Below are 15,969 nucleotides of genomic sequence, written 5' to 3' on the forward strand. Positions count from 1 at the left end.
TTTTTCATAAGTTTTGACATTTATCTACCCAATTCTAGCATTGCTTTTGGTTGATTTAACAAAATTTTAACATATGGCGAAAATTAATACCCTATCATGGCCAAAGAAAGTACTGGTTCGCATCGCTATGATTTTTATACGCCTATGGAGCAAAACGCTCAAAATAGAGTTATCCAACCAAGCCCAGGATGTACTCTCGACCAGTGTGGACTGGCCGAAGATCTACGCATTCTGGCACAATCGGTTATTTGTGGCGGCCGAGGTTTACAAAAGATATATGTCCAACACAAAAATATATGGGCTGATCAGTCCAAGCAAAGACGGTGCCTGGTTGACGGAAATCTACAGGTCCGCTGGCATAAAAGCCATTCGTGGTTCAAGCAAACGCCGTGGACACAAAGCACTCACAGAGCTTGAAAACATGCTGAATTGTGGTTGTAATTGCGCCATCACGCCGGACGGTCCCAGGGGCCCAAGATATGTGGTCAAAGCCGGCATTGCGGTGCTGGCAAAAAAGGTAGATGTGTCCATAATTCTACTCGGTTGCAGGTTTGCATCTGCTTGGCGATTAAACTCCTGGGATAAATTTTACATCCCAAAACCATTTTCACGGGTTATAATCAACGCGATTAAAATAGATCCATCGCAATACAAAAATCTCCTGGAAGAAGAACTGATTGGATTAATACAAAGGGAAATGTTAATATTAAATAAAAGCCGTCGAGGCAGCTAGGATTTATTCACCGGGGTAGATTTCTTCTCCCTGATTTTGGAAAAGAGGTACACTCCACACAACACAATGACTACCAGCAACGTTATGGCCGCAAATGCCGGCATGGTATCAAACTTTCCATCCATGATGACATCTGCGATTATATAGCCAACAAAACAGCAAATCATTGCCCAGGTGGCACCGGAAAAAACGTTATAAATCCAAAATTTTACCGGATTGATTTCCGCCGCCCCCAAAATCAATGGGCTCGCAATCCTGATTCCATAGATAAACCTAAAAGAAAATATAAACAGACCTCCCAGCCTGTGCAGAAGGTCATACACCCTGTCAACACATTTTTTTACCTTTGGAAACCTGTTGGTGACCGATTCGATTCCCATTCTGCGGCCAATCCAAAAAAGGCCCTGATCGGTCAAAACCGTTGACAGGAATGCCACCAAAAAGACTTTGTATATGGACATAACTCCATAGGCTGCAAGAGCCGCGGCCGTAAGAATTATCACTTCGCCTTCTATCATAGCGCCGAGAAAAACAGCCAAATAACCCCATTCTTTTATAAAATCTGTGAAATTGATCACCGGTCAGAGCTCCGTTCTACTTAGAATATCCTGTTGAAGGTTTGTCAATGATTTTATCCATGATCAAATAAATTTAAAATTTATTAACAACTTGATTAAAACCTGGACTGAATACAGTTGCTCTTCATCAAATTTCCATTGATTTAGGGAAAATCAACCCTAAGGTCTAATCCATGGCTTTGCATACTGTAAGTAATCCGATAATGCAAAATGCACTATCACTGTTAAGAAATGTAAATAGTTCGCTGATCCAATTCCGTCAGGCTTGCAAACAAGTCACCGCCGGCCTGGTGCTTGATGCGTCTAACCGTTTTTCTACAAAAGACGTAATTATCAAAACACCACTGGCAACCTGCAAAGCCTGCCGGATCGAAAATCAGGTGGCTTTTATCCCAATTTTAAGGGCAGGACTGGCCATGTTAGACTGTGCCATCGGCCTTATTCCCGAAGCCAAAATCGGCTACCTTGGGCTCCAGCGTGACGGGAAGCCCACGAAAACGTCACCGTACTATGAAAATCTACCCAGCCTGGACGGAGCCAATGTGATGCTGCTGGATCCCATTCTGGCCACCGGTAATTCGGCGATTCAGGCCATCGAACGCATTTTGAAAAAAAATCCCAAAACCGTAACCCTGTGCTGTATCGTCGTGTCTTCGGAAGGCATAACCCATATATCAGAAAAATTTTGCGATGTGCATGTCTACACCGTTGCCATCGACGACAACATCAACGCCAAAAAGTATCTAGTGCCTGGCCTGGGTGACTTTGGAGATAGATTCAATGCAACGATTTAATGCCTAAATTCTGCTCCAATGGATGAGTTAGAATACAGGCTTGGGTTAAAAAAAATCCGCCTAATATTGCTCTATATAGTCCTGTTTGGCCTGGCAATTTTTCTGGCAACTGGCATGTTTTGGCGTCAGATAATTTGCTACGAACATTTTTTGCAAAAAGAACGACACCAAAATCTTAGAAGAATCCTGGTACCCGCACCGCGAGGTAATATATATGACCGAAATGGCAACCCTCTTGCCCATAATTCGCCCAGCCACGAGTTGCTGCTCTATCTACCATTGCTTCGCAGTGAATTTAACCAGGAATATGTCAATCTTCTTCGAAGCGCAAGGGCTTCTGGCATAAATACAAACAAAAAAAATCTACAGATCGAAGCCCGTAAAAATATAATTCAAAAATACATGGACCAGGTCAGGGCACTAACCCATAGAAACCTGTCCGTGACTCCGGCACAGATCGAACGCCATTATAACAAAGAACTGCTGCTGCCATTTGTACTGATGGGTAATCTGACCGATCTGGAATACGTAACACTGGTAGAAAACATCGCCCCGGACTCACCATTACGGATTGGGACAGAATATGTTAGGTCCTATCCTCGGGGCACAGCAGCCTGCCATGTGATTGGCTACGTAACATCCACCAAAACACTGGGAGGCCTGGATAATAACATAACCACATTTCGCCAATATAATAAGCTGGGCAAAGCTGGCATTGAACTGATAATGAATGACTTGCTAAGCGGAACCTCGGGTGAAGAAATCCTCTCGGTGGATCCATCTGGGTTTAAAGCCCAAACCACCGAGTTCAGAAACCCTGAGAAAGGCCAGGACTGTTATATAAGCATAGACATAGATCTACAGCAGGTTGCCGAAACCTCCCTCGGCGACAAAATTGGCAGTGTCGTGGTCCTGGACGTGCGCACCGGCGAAGTACTTGTGATGGCAAGTAAGCCGAATTATGACCTTGGAAAGATGAGTCCACGCATAACCAATGAAATTTTTAGCAAAATATCCGCAGAAACCGGCTGGCTAAATCGATCAACCCAGGGACTATATCCGCCGGGGTCCACATTTAAGCTCCTGTCGGCCATAGCATTCCTAAAATCTGGCACGGCAACCTGGGATCCAGCGGATACCGAACTTTGCCAGGGCAGCACGATGATTGGTACAGGAAAATTTCGCTGCGATAACCATCGCGCCCATGGAAAAATCGGATTACACGAAGCCATCAAAAAAAGCTGTAATGTATATTTTTATAATCGCAGCCAAAAATGTGGCATAGACTTCATAAGCAAGGAAGCCCACAGGTTTGGACTAGACTCTAAAACCGGCCTGGAGTTGCCCTACGAAACCTCAAAAATGATTGTGCCGACCAAAACCTGGAAAATCGCTAAAAATCTAGGACCCTGGTTGGGCGGTGACACGGCCAACACGTCCATCGGCCAGGGATACCTACGGCTAACACCGCTGCAAATGGCCTGCTTCACCGCCTCGGTGGCCAGAAATGAAACCAGAACCACTCCCCATATTATACATGAAGAAAACAGACCATCCCAACAGGGTTGCCACGAAGAAATAGGCCTCAGCAACGATGACTACACAAAGCTTATCTCAGCCTTCGAAGATGCGGTCAATGGTGGAACCTGTTGGCGTGCAAGGATACAAGGACTGCGTGTCGCCGGTAAAACCGGCACAGCCCAGGTATGGGAAAACGGCAAAAAAAGGAACGTGGCCTGGTTTATAGGATTCGCACCGGTGGAAGATCCTCAAATCGCCATCGCCGTGGCTGTACAAGAAAAATCCGAATCGGACAGCTACTACGGTTCAACCCATGCGGCGCCCCTGGCTAAAGATACCATGGAATACTATTTTTCTAAATTTTTAAACAAAATTCCATGCCCTTGACTAAAGATTCTTGATGTTTTGGCTCCAAAAGCTAAGGTCAGGTTTATGTCCGAAGCTATTTTGAACCAAATACGTGAAGAAATCAATGCCATCAGGTTCTCCTGTCAAAAGAAAAACCTAGGTGAAATAGTGGAACTTGCCGATGGAGTTGCCCTGGTCGAAGGTCTATCCGGAGCGATGGCCAATGAGATGATATCGTTTGGCAATAGCATATTTGGCATAGCCCTAAATCTCGAGGAGGACTACGTGGGCGTCGTTTTGCTCGGTGACAGCACAGGCCTAAAAGAAGGTGATCAGGCGGAAACCACTGGTAGGCTCCTGTCCGTACCGGTGGGCATGGCATTGCTTGGTCGGATCATCGACCCACTGGGAAACCCGTTGGATGGCAAGGGACAGTTAGACCGCAGCACCATGTACCCTATGGAAAAGCCTGCACCGGGCATTATGGCCAGAAAATCTGTCACCCAACCGCTCCAGACCGGGATAATTGCGATCGATGCGATGATACCGATAGGCCGGGGTCAAAGGGAACTGATAATCGGCGATCGATCCACCGGCAAAAGCGCCATAGCCATAGATACGATCATCAATCAGGCCAGGATAAATCGCGCTGGAATCGCCAGCAAAGACAAGGATTTTCGACCTGTGTATTCGATCTATGTGGCGATTGGTCAAAAAAATTCCACCGTGGCCAGAACCATACAGCTTCTGACCGAAACCGGTGCATTGGATTACACCGTTGTGGTGAATTCTCCGGCCGCCGACAATCCGGCCAATCAATATCTGGCACCCTACGCCGGTTGTGCTATCGGTGAATGGTTTATGGAACATGGCCAGGATGCGTTAATTGTATACGATGACCTTTCTAAACACGCCACCGCCTATCGACAGATATCGCTGGTTCTGAAGCGTCCATCGGGGCGTGAAGCCTATCCAGGTGATGTGTTTTATCTGCATTCCAGGTTGCTTGAAAGGTCGGCAAAATTGAATGAAGACCTGGGTAATGGTTCGCTGACCGCTCTGCCCATAATAGAAACCCAGGCCGGGGATGTTTCGGCCTACATTCCCACCAACGTCATATCCATCACCGATGGCCAAATTTTCCTGGATACAGATCTATTCAACCGAGGCATTAGGCCAGCAATCTCGGTGGGAATCTCAGTATCAAGAGTCGGGTCAGCGGCCCAGTTGAAAGCATTTAAACAACTGGCCAACAAATTAAAGCTCCAGCTCGGCCAATACTACGAACTAGCTGCCTTTGCCCAATTCGGTTCGGATCTGGATCAAAACACCCAGCAACAGCTAGACCGTGGGGCCCGGATCGTAGAGTTATTCAAGCAGTCGACATCAAAGCCCAAGGACATAGGTGAGCAACTCCTAATACTCTGGGCCATAAATCACGGCATTTTCGATGACATTCCATTGCCCAGTGCATTGGAAGCCTCGGACCAGGTGATTGCCCACTGCCAGGCCACCTCCATCGATTTGCTGAATTCGATCATCTCTAAAAAAGAAATAACCGACGAACTGAACCAACAGTTGGACACGGTGATCTCTTCCTGGAAACAATCTTTCCTAGCCAATTCACCGGCCTAATTTTACTATTGTTAAAATTTTTTACATTATTATAGTTCATATCTGTTATGGGTGGAATTGGCGATATAAATAATAATAATTATAATTATAATGGCGTCAGCTGGACTGGAAGGAGAGAAATTCTTAAAAATAATGGCATCGGTAACTGCTTTTCCAGACTGTTTCTTGCCAGCAAATGGGGCTCAGGGAAAAATGCCATGAGCGTTGCAATGAGTGGAACAACCGCTATTTCAAATATAAAAACCGGAAGCCTAAAGGAAAAAAAAGCCATAAAATACGGCCAACAATTCATACAAAATCTTGTCAACAAATTTAACAGCCCTAATACCACCCCAAAGGAGAAGACTGAAATAGCCAACCAAATTAGGTCGCTAACAGGGAAAAGAGAAGATGCAAGCATAGGTGTAGATAACCGAACTGAAAATCGATATGATTTTATCACTGACAATAAGTTAAAAGATGATTTAGCAAAGATAGAAAAAGACCCATCAATAAGAAAAACTCATGAACAATCTATGACTCAGCAATCAATGAAAGAACTAGCAGCAAAATTAAATAAAGGAAATCCACATCCTAAATAATAGAAAGATACCTGGCTATGGGGTATCAAAACAAAAAATACCTTAAAAATTCCGTTACTGAATTTTCCTGAGCTGCTTCCCTGGGTCTACCAGGGATTCGATTTTTCTAAAAAAGAAGTAACTGACGATCTGAATCATCATTTGGAAGCCTCGTTTTTTTCTTGGAAACTGGCTTTTTTTGCCGGTTTGCCGGAAGTGATTTACTATTGTCAAAATTTTTCATACTATTATTATATTGGATTGCTATGGGATGGATGGGAATTACTGGTAGTAGGCGTAATTATAACAGCCTTTCCTGGTCTGAAAAGAGAAAGGTACTCGCAAATGCAAACGTTGGGAACTGGTTCACCAGATTATTCCTTGCTATTGGCGACAGACATGAATCAAATACAATGGAACCAATTGCGAAAAAAGTAGTAGCTTTGACCAGCATCAAGCTATCCGAACGCAAGGTCCATAAAACCATGCATGGGGCAGAGAAAATATTCCAGTCCCTGGTTAATAAATACAATCAATCGGAAAATGAAACCGAAAAAAAAGAGATAGGTACCCGCATAAAAGTCCTACTAGGAAAAAAAGGCAGCAATGCCCAGGAAAATGATCCTCTAATCTCCATCAGCAATGATAAATTAAGAGAAGACATCGCCAACCTATTGCAAGATATGGCTAAAAACAACGACATGCCAGTCGAAATATTGCGGCCAATGCAGCCTTTACATAAATAAAACCCTAGCCTAATAACCAAATGGTGGAGCCGATCGGGTTCGAACCGACGACCTCCACAATGCCATTGTGGCGCTCTTCCAACTGAGCTACGACCCCATTCTGGCACACCCCACAGGAGTCGAACCTGCAACCTTCTGATCCGTAGTCAGATGCTCTATCCAATTGAGCTAGGGGTGCAACCAGGTCCTCTAGGCTGTAACAGCCAACGTTTTTGCAAGGCAAATTTTATAACTCTAGGATAAGCCATGGATTTTGTATTTAGCCAAAATTTCAAAACTACCGATATCTTCCCAGTCAAAAGTACCAATAGCCATCAAAAGATCGTCCAATTTTTCAAGCACAGCACGATCAAAAGATATGTTCTTGATCTGGCCATAGGCATAGTCTGATCCGGCAACATGGCTTCTAATATTTTCATATATATCATTGGCATGTAGTTTGATTGCCCTGCGGATAGCATATCCGGTGGCTATTATCATGCCTGTATTCCAAAAGTACTTGCAAGACTTTACATAACTATTTGCAGTTGTTTTATCCGGCTTCTCCACAAATCTATCCACATTAAATATCTTTTCACCAAGTTCCACCACAGAACCAATTTTAATGTACCCATATTGGGAAGATGAGTCTTTAGGTGATACACCGATAACCGTTATTTTATTGGTAATTGAAGCAAAATCAATCGCACTGGTTAAGGTTTCCTTAAACCCGGCCAGGTCATTTATTACAGAATCCGATGGTATAAATACTATTGGCCTAGTCCCAGCCCGATTGCTGAGAACCTCATTAGCTAAACAAATGGCCGCAGCGGTATTTCTAGCAAATGGCTCTAATATTATGTTGTCTTTTCGTAACATCGGCAGCTTTTCCATGATCAGCTGGCTATTTTCTTTGATTGTAGAAATAAATATGTTGGAAACATTGCAGAGCAAAAGCCCTCGCTGGAAAGCTGATTGAATCAATGAAGTCTCATCTATCCTCAACAAATACTTCGGCCTTTCAGTAGTACTTAGTGGCCATAGGCGTTCGCCAATTCCTCCAGCCAGAATAACAACCAGAACATCCATAAATCCCCAACACTGTGCATTATAATACTAATCGGCGTTATTACAGCAATAATATGAATATAGTTGTATATTTTTCTGGACAAAGCGAATAGATAATAGCATAGTGTCAAATGTGATGAGTTTTAAATCAACCTATGTAGGGATTTTTTATTTGTTATTTACATCAATTGGGCTATGCGTAGAGACTGCCGATGCTGTGGACCTGGATAAAATAGAGGTCCCGGGTGAAAATTACGATAATGCCCAATCCACGATAGACACTGAGAAATCGATCCAGTCCATTGACCACAAATATGACAAACTTATAACGGCCTATGGTTGGTTATCTGGACATAAACTTAACATTACAGAACTGGAATTCACCGACCGAGAGTGGGAATTGTTTATCCAGGGGCTAAGACTCTGCTGTAAAGATAAATATCCAAAGATTGAAGGCAGTGATGAAGCGGAACATTACATAGAAAAAAGACGTGAAGAAAATCGCAGGAAAGAATCCGAAGATTATATTAACTATCTTTGTAAAAATCATAGTGTGATCAACCTCTGCGATGGGGCATGGTGTGAAATTATTAACAAGGGTGATGAAAAAATGCGACCCAACGACAATTCCATAGTGACCATAGAGTATATGCTTAGGTCGACAGCCGATAAGGTAACTATCTCTTCGAGGGACCTTCATTATTACCAAGGGTTAAAAGTAGATATTAATTCTCTTCCAAAAGAATATAATAAAGGATTGAGGTTAGTAGGCAAAGGCGGTTCAATGTGGTTGTACTCTGTAGCAGAGGCTAATCCTGACAATTATGACAACCTATGGCCAGATTGGTCAGGTTATAATGGTGACGAATTGGAGTTTAAAAAAGCAATTTTTTCGATTGGGTCTGTCAGAATATCAAGGGTTACTCTGTTGGATGTGGAACCGTCCAATGGCCAGAAGCCACCTATTACCAAGGCTTTGGATGATTTTGTTTTTTTCTATTTTGATGATAATTTTAATGGTGGTAATGATATGGATGACGACATCGGCGATGACGATGACATCGGCGACGACGTTGGCGATGATGTTGATAATGAAAAAGATGATGATTTATTCTCACCGCTCGACGCCAGCCCAACAGTAGATGATGGTCTGGAAGATGATGAGGAAGGTGACGATGACGACGTCATATTTCTGCCATCGCCTGCCCAATTATTAAAATCGGCGGCATCAACTGAGAAAACACCGGCTCCCTAACCGGCGATTACTAGAATAGCTCAGAGAAGTTGCCTAAGTTCCTTATCCAGTTTTTGCCAGGTCTCAATGGGGACATTTTCAGGCCTGGACGTATAGTCTATTCCAGATGTTTGAAGTGCTTTTTTAAGAAATGGGCCATCTTCTGCCTCGCATATTTTTAATGTGCTGCCGATCTGTTTCCTTCTGTAGTTGAACAGGAACCGGATCAAAGATTTGGTTTTCAGAAAAAAAATATAGGGTTGCTCCATTTTTCTCAGGACAAGCAGTGATGAATCCACCTTTGGCTCGGGATAAAAACATTTTCTTGACACATTATGTATACATTCTATCGAATAGGCCGAGTTCAGAAACAGGGATATTGCACCGAAATTTTTACAATCGGGGGATGATGTAAATCTGCTAACCGTTTCCCTTTGAAGCATTAACACCATAATTTTTGGTAAAAAATCACGGCCCAGGACACCATCGAGCCAGGCCGTTGAAATCGCATAGGGTAGGTTTGAAACTATTTTGTAATCAAAAACATCATCCGGCAACCCGGCCACCGGAAACTCCACCGCATCACCATTGAGCAGCGAAAACAGCCCATTTTGCGAAAAATTTTTACATAAAAATGAATACAACGCTCTATCATATTCCACAGCAAAGACTTTTGCACCGGCGTCCAGCAAACCCATGGTAAGAGCTCCGAGGCCAGGACCAATCTCGACCACATTATCGCCGGCCTGGATTCCGGCCAGCTGCACAGATTTTTTTATCATATTCGGATCGATTAGAAAATTTTGGCCAAGTCTTTTATTGGGAGCGCAACCGATATCTTTCAACACGGATAGGGTGGATTTCAGGCCAAACATTTAAAATGTACACAGCTTTCTAATACTTATGATAGAATCACTTATGTTGTACTGGGCCAGGCATGACACGTCGCTACCTTCGGAAAAATTCAAGCCACTGAAATCACCCGAAGGGAATTTGAATATAAATTTGTCACCAACCAGCTCATACAATGACCCATAGGCTCCAAAGTCCGTGCCATTATTCAGAGTTATATCCGCCAGCCGTGTTTTTTTCACCGGAGTGGAAGGTTTTGTCGGATATGGAAAATTTACATTATGAAGCTCAACCTTCTTACTCGCAACAAGTTCCGTTGCGATATCAACGGCTATATCGGCAGAAATTTTTATTACACTCATCAGGCCCGGGTGATTTATATAATCAATCCTGCGCTGTAGATAATGCTCTTTTTGATCCGGAAGTCCTTGGGAAAAAGCGATTGACGGCACGCCCCAGCAAAAACCTTCCATGGCACCACCAACGGTACCTGAACTGAATATAATTGGGACTGTTATATTTAACCCCCAGTTGATGCCAGAAATAACCAAATCTGGTTTTTTTTGTAAAAGATTTCCCAGAGCGATGTTCACACAATCGCTCGGCGTACCATTAATCGCCCATGCATTGCAACCACTTAAAGAAACTTTCCGGGAAAAAAATTCTTTGCTCAATCCCATGGAACGCCCAACACCGCTTTGTTCCTCGCTTGGCGCCACAACAAAAACATCCCAATCATTAGAGACAAAACTTTTGACCAACGCCATTAATGCCGCCGAATCGATCCCATCATCATTGGTAATCAACACACTAGCCACCACATCCAATGGTATTCATCGTAAAAATAATTGCAATAAAAATACACCTTTGACCTATAAGAACTTATAACAAGCGCAAAAATGTGGACGTGCCGGCGATTATCGATTCAAGGGCTATGCAGATAAGAATCAGACCTGTAATTTTCTCAATGACACCGAGTACCTTCGGAGTCAACAAGTTAGCAAACTTGCACGAAATAACGAAGGTCAGATAGGACAGGAATATGACAAATATCATGGCGGTAAAAAAAACTGCCATACTGGAAAAATTATTTGGAATACTAGACTTTTTGACCAATGTGGCGGTTATTGTGCCCGGACCGGTAAGCAAAGGCGTCCCGATTGGAGTTATGGCGATATTACCGCTAACCTGTTGTACCGGTTTGCCTTGAGAATCACCAGTCTTTTCTTCTTTAGCTTCTTTAGCTTCTTTAGCTATTACCATGCCAACAGCTATGGTCAGCAGATACATGCCTCCGCCCACCTGGAAGGCGTGGGTAGATATCCTGAACACCGTCTCCATTATAAAATTTCCGGCCACGGCAAACACAATCAGCAATGACCCGGCCACAAGGCAGGCCTGTCTTGAGATACGGATTCGCTCGTCCGGCGTCGCCGTTGGCGTCATTCCAATCATAATAGCGGCCCCGATAACCGGAGACAAAATAGTATAAATACTGACAGTTGTTTCTACAAACAAGTTCATTTAGCTTGGACATAATACATCGCCCAGGACAAAGTCAACGGCATAAGTAGTATTAAATCACCTAATTTTTGACAACAACACACGGTTTATTTTTGAATTATGTCTGACATCGACCGGAAATGCCTTGCAAAAGAAGAACTTATTTATTTTTTTTGTTTTAGGGTATTTGCTGGCTATTGAACGCAGTTCCATGGAAAATTTTCGCCTTTGCCAAAAGAATCTTGGAAAAAATCCATGCTTTGGAAGAACTGCAATGGCAGGGGTGATCGTTGTGTAATTTTTACACTTTATCAGAGCAACTCTTTCCACGGCACTATGTTGCATGAATAGAGGTTCTACACACTCTGGATAGTAAATCTCGTCACCAACCTCGACGCGCTCGGATTTTCTACCACAGAACCATAGCCGGCCTCTTTGGTCAAAAAACCCGAGATCACCGGTCCTATGCCAGGTCACGGTGACGTCGTATATTTTAGCCATAGAAGTTTCAAGTTCAAGATCATCATACTCTTCTGTTACAGCGCCTCCGCTTACAATAATCTCACCGACATGGCCCGTTGGCAGGACCATATCACTCTCCATTAATGGCACCCGGGTATCGACCGATTTTATTACCTTAACATTCACGCCATCAACAGGATATCCAACGCAAACACCGGCACCACAGCTTTCCAAATCCGCCACAGAAATTATTTCATCGGCCTCCAGATCACAGATTGGCAGTGCTTCGGTGGCACCGTAGGGCGTGTGAATTTCCGCATTAGGAGCTATTTTTTTGATCATTTTTACGGTGGCCGCGCCGGCGGAAACCCCGGCCAAAAATATGAATCTAAAATCATCCAGTGTTATGCCCCTAATATGACAGTATCTGGCTATCTTCTTCCACAGAATTGGTGACGCAAAACTACTTGTTGCTTTGACAGTTATAGCTGCTTGGACAAACTTTTTAGGGTCAAGTTTTGCCGGGCTTGAGGGATCGATTTCCGGCAAAACCGTCGCACGCCCCAGCACCGGATTAAACAGCATAAACACTGGCAAAAGTGTCAAATCCACTTCTTTTTCACCGATTTTATACAAATTTTTCAAAATATTCAGCTGGGCCAAAAAATGCCTATGCCTATAAACTACGCCCTTCGGAATACCCGTTGAGCCGGATGTAAACAACACAGCGGCAATGGCATCTGGATCAATTATTGCCGGCTTCGGAACCTCCGAAGGCAAAGATTTGGCAAAGAGCTTCGATTTTGGAAGAAGCGACCTGATCCCGGGCAATCTATAGAATTTTAACATCATCAGTGCAAATTTTTCACCTATTACAAATTCCGGCCTGGAATGTTTTGCACAGCTAAAAAATGTCCACGGGCCTATCCCAGGATCTATCAGGATCGGAACAGCTCCCAGGCGTAAAAGTGAAAAAAATACACAGATGAATTCATAGCTTGGTTTAAGCATCATCAAAATTCGCGAGCCATAGCAAACACCTGCGGCAGAAAGATTAACAATAACCCTGTCGATATCTTGATTTAGCCTGGAGAATGGAATTTTTTCATAGCTCAACCGCCTAAATAGATCACGCCGTGGAATCATTACGGCCCAGCTGTCCGGCTGGGTTTCGGCCAGTCTGTCTATCATCTCCGCTATATTAGTGCTTCTACTGCAATGGGTTTTAGTTTTTTCCTTCACAAAAATATAAATTAATCAATAAAACTCCAAAAAACCATCGACAATCATCTGCTCGGCGGTTTGCAGATCGATGCCTCTGGATCTAAGATAAAATAATTGCTCCGAATTTATTTCGCTAACAGTGGCGCCATGGTAGCATTTTATGCCAGGATTCCTAATGTCCATCGATGGAACGCTAGTTGTTCTGGCCGAGTCAGATAGGATAATATTTTTATTCAATTGTCTAGCCTCGGAATCGATGGCCGTTTCCGTCGCTATAATTTTTCCACAGAATGAAGAATTTGCATTTTCTTTCAGTGCAAATTTTGCAACCAAGTTCGAGATGGTGTTGCGGCCCAAGTGATACTGGAGCGTTCTACAGTCGAAAAAACTAGCCTCACCGATGTGAAAAATTTTTCCATCGATCTTCGAACCTTCACCGGTAAGAAAAAAACTAATTTCAGATCTAAAATCCGAACCTGTAGCAACTTTCTGGTTCAGATCAATGCGGCTGCCTGCCTCGGCAAGAAAGCTGATAGATTCAAAGCCAACAGGACCTATCTCGTTGGATACGTTATGGTTATAAACCACAGACGAACCTTCTTCGGCCACCAGGAAAAAAAATCCACCACAACCGTTGCCAACGGTTCTATGGTCCAATCTGACCTCTATGCCCCGGGCTATTTTTATTTCAATAATACAAAAATCGTCCTGGGCAATTTCATAAAAACCATCGTTGCCTATGGCCATAGATCTCCTAGGTCCTTCGGCTGCACAGCGTTCCAGCATCATAACGTAGACATCATCCGCCGGTTCGGCTTTCTGAGCAAAATTTTTTAAAAAAATTTCTGGCCTGGAAAACTTCCAGTCAAACCTATTTGTAAAACAAAGATCTCTCAACTGGTCAAAAGACGACATGATGCCCGGCTCTTACTCCTCTACAGATTCGGCCAAAATTGTTCCACCAGAAACAGTTACCTTCTCCAAGATCGACGACTTGATCTCATCGGCCAGAGCTTTGTTTTCGGCTATGGTCTGCTTGGCAGCCTCTCGGCCCTGACCGACCAATTTACCCTGGTACGAAATCCATGCGCCCTTCTTGTCCAATATGTTATATTCCAGACCCAGGTCTATTATCGACCCGGTCTTGGAAATCCCTTCGCTGTGCATTATGTCAAACTCGCACTCGGTAAACGGCGCCGCCACCTTGTTCTTGACGATCTTCACCCGGGTACGATTACCGATCACACGGCCGGCGTTGTCCTTAATCTGGTTAACACGCCTTATGTCGAGCCTAACCGACGAAAAAAACTTCAACGCCCGGCCACCGGGGGTCGTCTCCGGATTCCCAAACATGACACCGATTTTTTCACGTATCTGATTGGTAAAGACACAGATACATTGGGTACGACTCACCGCCGATGTCAGCTTACGCATGGCCTGGCTCATCATCCTTGCCTGTAACCCTATGGTGGTATCGCCGATCTGACCATCGAGTTCAGCCTTGGAAATCAGCGCCGCCACCGAATCTATTACGATCACGTCGATGGCACCGGACCTTATCAAGGTTTCGGCTATATTCAGCGCATCTTCACCATTTTCTGGCTGGGCGACCATCAGGTTATCTAGATCAACGCCAACGATTTTTGTGTACTTCGGGTCGAGGGCATGCTCCACATCTATGAAAACAGCATTACCTCCAATCCGCTGGGCCTCGGCAATAACACTCAGGCAAAACGTGGTCTTACCGGAAGACTCTGGGCCAAACACTTCGCAGATTCTGCCCCGGGGCAATCCACCGACGCCCAGGGCCAGATCCAGTGACAGGGATCCGGTCGAAATTACCGACACATTCATTTTTTTGGCGTCTCCCATGCGCATCACAGAACCCTCGCCAAACTGTTTATTGACAGCAGTTATGGCCAAATCCAAAGTCTTTGGGTCATGTAAAACCTGTTTTGCCTGATCATCTTTTGCCATGAACCATGTCTATTAGCCTGGAGAGCTGTTTCAAGACTTTATTAAAGTTGATTTCAATCAAATGCTAAACAAAGCTTGAGAAATAATAACATAGTCATAGAATTGCGCCTAATGAAATCTTCCAAAGGGTCTGCATTGATTGAGTGTATAATTGGCATATCTGTCTTTGCACTTTCGGTAACTATGTTATCGCAGGGTTTTATAAATGGTATGATAATAAAGAAAAATTCTCGCAAATCCAACTCCAATGATGCGTTTAACACGAAGTTCATAATCGATTCCATCCTCAAAAGAGGCGTAAATATTAATGGTAGCGACTTATGCTCCGTGGGGCGTGAAGTCGCTTTGCCAACCTGGGTCACTGGCGATAAATCTGCAAATGGCATCATAAAAATACTAAAATCAGTAGCCGTAAAAGGTAAAGCTTTGGCCTCATCCAGTAGCACAGACGGCGGTGCAGACAATAATACGCCTACAATGCAAGATAAAAAGATTGAAAACCTATATAAGCTGACAATCAGCGTAACCCCTGGGCCAAACAGCGAAGAGAGGATCTACACGATTTATAGATACATACCACCGGCGAGACAAAGTCCGCCAGCCAAACAACCGGCAAGCTAGGGACATAAATAAATCGATTAATAATCAGGCCTAAGCTGGCAAAACCTCGGTCTTACTTCCGAAAACATTACCGAACAAAAAGGCCCGCCGGACAGTTGGCGGGCCTAGGGTATAAATATCTGGATGGTCTCCTA

The 15,969-nt window shown here is 43.9% G+C and carries 16 protein-coding genes and 2 tRNA genes; 8 read left to right on the forward strand and 10 right to left on the reverse strand.

The features are described 5' to 3' along the window. Nucleotides 1–73 precede the first annotated feature (73 nt). Nucleotides 74–733, forward strand: coding sequence for a lysophospholipid acyltransferase family protein (locus LBB20_00330; protein MDR2735280.1), 660 nt, complete (start codon nt 74–76; stop codon nt 731–733). Here the strand turns inward: LBB20_00330 and LBB20_00335 are convergent. Further along, nucleotides 730–1,251, reverse strand: a complete 522-nt coding sequence (locus tag LBB20_00335; GenBank protein ID MDR2735281.1) for a DedA family protein — start codon at nt 1,249–1,251, stop codon at nt 730–732. The two genes, LBB20_00330 and LBB20_00335, sit on opposite strands and share 4 nt — an antisense overlap. A gap of 233 nt (nt 1,252–1,484) precedes the next feature. Here LBB20_00335 and upp point away from each other — a divergent pair, with 233 nt between their 5' ends. From upp to LBB20_00360, 5 genes are all read left to right on the forward strand, one after another. Then, a complete protein-coding gene (gene upp, locus LBB20_00340) occupies nt 1,485–2,105 on the forward strand; it encodes a uracil phosphoribosyltransferase (GenBank protein ID MDR2735282.1) in 621 nt (206 codons plus the stop codon). A gap of 18 nt (nt 2,106–2,123) precedes the next feature. Further along, entirely contained in the window at nt 2,124–4,013 is a 1,890-nt protein-coding gene (locus LBB20_00345) for a hypothetical protein (protein ID MDR2735283.1), read from the forward strand. A 45-nt stretch (nt 4,014–4,058) separates the two neighbouring features. Beyond that, a complete protein-coding gene (atpA, locus tag LBB20_00350) occupies nt 4,059–5,609 on the forward strand; it encodes a F0F1 ATP synthase subunit alpha (GenBank protein ID MDR2735284.1) in 1,551 nt (516 codons plus the stop codon). Nucleotides 5,610–5,656: 47 nt separating this feature from the next. Further along, nucleotides 5,657–6,190, forward strand: coding sequence for a hypothetical protein (locus LBB20_00355; GenBank protein MDR2735285.1), 534 nt, complete (start codon nt 5,657–5,659; stop codon nt 6,188–6,190). Between the two features lie 245 nt (nt 6,191–6,435). Beyond that, nucleotides 6,436–6,915, forward strand: a complete 480-nt coding sequence (locus LBB20_00360) for a hypothetical protein (protein MDR2735286.1) — start codon at nt 6,436–6,438, stop codon at nt 6,913–6,915. Between the two features lie 21 nt (nt 6,916–6,936). On the opposite strand, the gene LBB20_00365 is transcribed toward LBB20_00360, so the two are convergent. The 3 genes from LBB20_00365 to LBB20_00375 all read right to left on the reverse strand — a co-directional run bounded on the left by LBB20_00365 (nt 6,937) and on the right by LBB20_00375 (nt 7,983). Beyond that, nucleotides 6,937–7,012, reverse strand: a tRNA-Ala gene (locus LBB20_00365). A gap of 4 nt (nt 7,013–7,016) precedes the next feature. After that, a tRNA-Arg gene (locus LBB20_00370) sits at nt 7,017–7,093 on the reverse strand. A gap of 56 nt (nt 7,094–7,149) precedes the next feature. After that, nucleotides 7,150–7,983: a hypothetical protein gene (locus tag LBB20_00375; GenBank protein MDR2735287.1), complete on the reverse strand. Its 834-nt coding sequence runs from the start codon at nt 7,981–7,983 to the stop codon at nt 7,150–7,152. Nucleotides 7,984–8,095: 112 nt separating this feature from the next. Here LBB20_00375 and LBB20_00380 point away from each other — a divergent pair, with 112 nt between their 5' ends. Further along, nucleotides 8,096–9,217, forward strand: a complete 1,122-nt coding sequence (locus LBB20_00380) for a hypothetical protein (GenBank protein MDR2735288.1) — start codon at nt 8,096–8,098, stop codon at nt 9,215–9,217. Between the two features lie 20 nt (nt 9,218–9,237). On the opposite strand, the gene rsmA is transcribed toward LBB20_00380, so the two are convergent. From rsmA to recA, 6 genes are all read right to left on the reverse strand, one after another. Next, a complete protein-coding gene (gene rsmA, locus LBB20_00385) occupies nt 9,238–10,071 on the reverse strand; it encodes a 16S rRNA (adenine(1518)-N(6)/adenine(1519)-N(6))-dimethyltransferase RsmA (GenBank protein MDR2735289.1) in 834 nt (277 codons plus the stop codon). Then, complete coding sequence (gene surE / locus LBB20_00390; protein MDR2735290.1) at nt 10,072–10,869, reverse strand: 5'/3'-nucleotidase SurE; 798 nt, start codon at nt 10,867–10,869, stop codon at nt 10,072–10,074. A gap of 61 nt (nt 10,870–10,930) precedes the next feature. Next, nucleotides 10,931–11,572, reverse strand: a complete 642-nt coding sequence (locus LBB20_00395) for a MarC family protein (GenBank protein ID MDR2735291.1) — start codon at nt 11,570–11,572, stop codon at nt 10,931–10,933. A 57-nt stretch (nt 11,573–11,629) separates the two neighbouring features. Further along, entirely contained in the window at nt 11,630–13,255 is a 1,626-nt protein-coding gene (locus LBB20_00400) for an AMP-binding protein (GenBank protein ID MDR2735292.1), read from the reverse strand. Between the two features lie 15 nt (nt 13,256–13,270). Further along, nucleotides 13,271–14,152 carry a SufD family Fe-S cluster assembly protein gene (locus tag LBB20_00405; protein ID MDR2735293.1) on the reverse strand — a complete coding sequence of 294 codons (882 nt, stop codon included), beginning with the start codon at nt 14,150–14,152 and terminating at the stop codon, nt 13,271–13,273. Between the two features lie 12 nt (nt 14,153–14,164). Further along, nucleotides 14,165–15,214: a recombinase RecA gene (recA, locus tag LBB20_00410; GenBank protein MDR2735294.1), complete on the reverse strand. Its 1,050-nt coding sequence runs from the start codon at nt 15,212–15,214 to the stop codon at nt 14,165–14,167. 183 nt (nt 15,215–15,397) lie between these two features. Between recA and LBB20_00415 the strand changes: the two genes are divergently transcribed. Next, entirely contained in the window at nt 15,398–15,835 is a 438-nt protein-coding gene (locus LBB20_00415; GenBank protein ID MDR2735295.1) for a hypothetical protein, read from the forward strand. Nucleotides 15,836–15,969 lie beyond the last annotated feature (134 nt).

Source organism: Puniceicoccales bacterium, assembly GCA_031283585.1.
GTDB lineage: Bacteria > Verrucomicrobiota > Verrucomicrobiia > Opitutales > LL51 > JAIRTH01.

Coding starts and splice junctions, on each gene's coding strand:
- LBB20_00415 (MDR2735295.1), top strand. CDS start 15,398: ATGTTATCGCAGGGTTTTATAAATGGTATGATAATAAAGAAAAATTCT.
- LBB20_00395 (MDR2735291.1), bottom strand. CDS start 11,572: ATGAACTTGTTTGTAGAAACAACTGTCAGTATTTATACTATTTTGTCT.
- atpA (MDR2735284.1), top strand. CDS start 4,059: ATGTCCGAAGCTATTTTGAACCAAATACGTGAAGAAATCAATGCCATC.
- LBB20_00405 (MDR2735293.1), bottom strand. CDS start 14,152: ATGTCGTCTTTTGACCAGTTGAGAGATCTTTGTTTTACAAATAGGTTT.
- LBB20_00375 (MDR2735287.1), bottom strand. CDS start 7,983: ATGGATGTTCTGGTTGTTATTCTGGCTGGAGGAATTGGCGAACGCCTA.
- LBB20_00355 (MDR2735285.1), top strand. CDS start 5,657: ATGGGTGGAATTGGCGATATAAATAATAATAATTATAATTATAATGGC.
- recA (MDR2735294.1), bottom strand. CDS start 15,214: ATGGCAAAAGATGATCAGGCAAAACAGGTTTTACATGACCCAAAGACT.
- LBB20_00345 (MDR2735283.1), top strand. CDS start 2,124: ATGGATGAGTTAGAATACAGGCTTGGGTTAAAAAAAATCCGCCTAATA.
- upp (MDR2735282.1), top strand. CDS start 1,485: ATGGCTTTGCATACTGTAAGTAATCCGATAATGCAAAATGCACTATCA.
- rsmA (MDR2735289.1), bottom strand. CDS start 10,071: ATGTTTGGCCTGAAATCCACCCTATCCGTGTTGAAAGATATCGGTTGC.
- LBB20_00335 (MDR2735281.1), bottom strand. CDS start 1,251: ATGATAGAAGGCGAAGTGATAATTCTTACGGCCGCGGCTCTTGCAGCC.
- LBB20_00360 (MDR2735286.1), top strand. CDS start 6,436: ATGGGATGGATGGGAATTACTGGTAGTAGGCGTAATTATAACAGCCTT.
- LBB20_00330 (MDR2735280.1), top strand. CDS start 74: ATGGCGAAAATTAATACCCTATCATGGCCAAAGAAAGTACTGGTTCGC.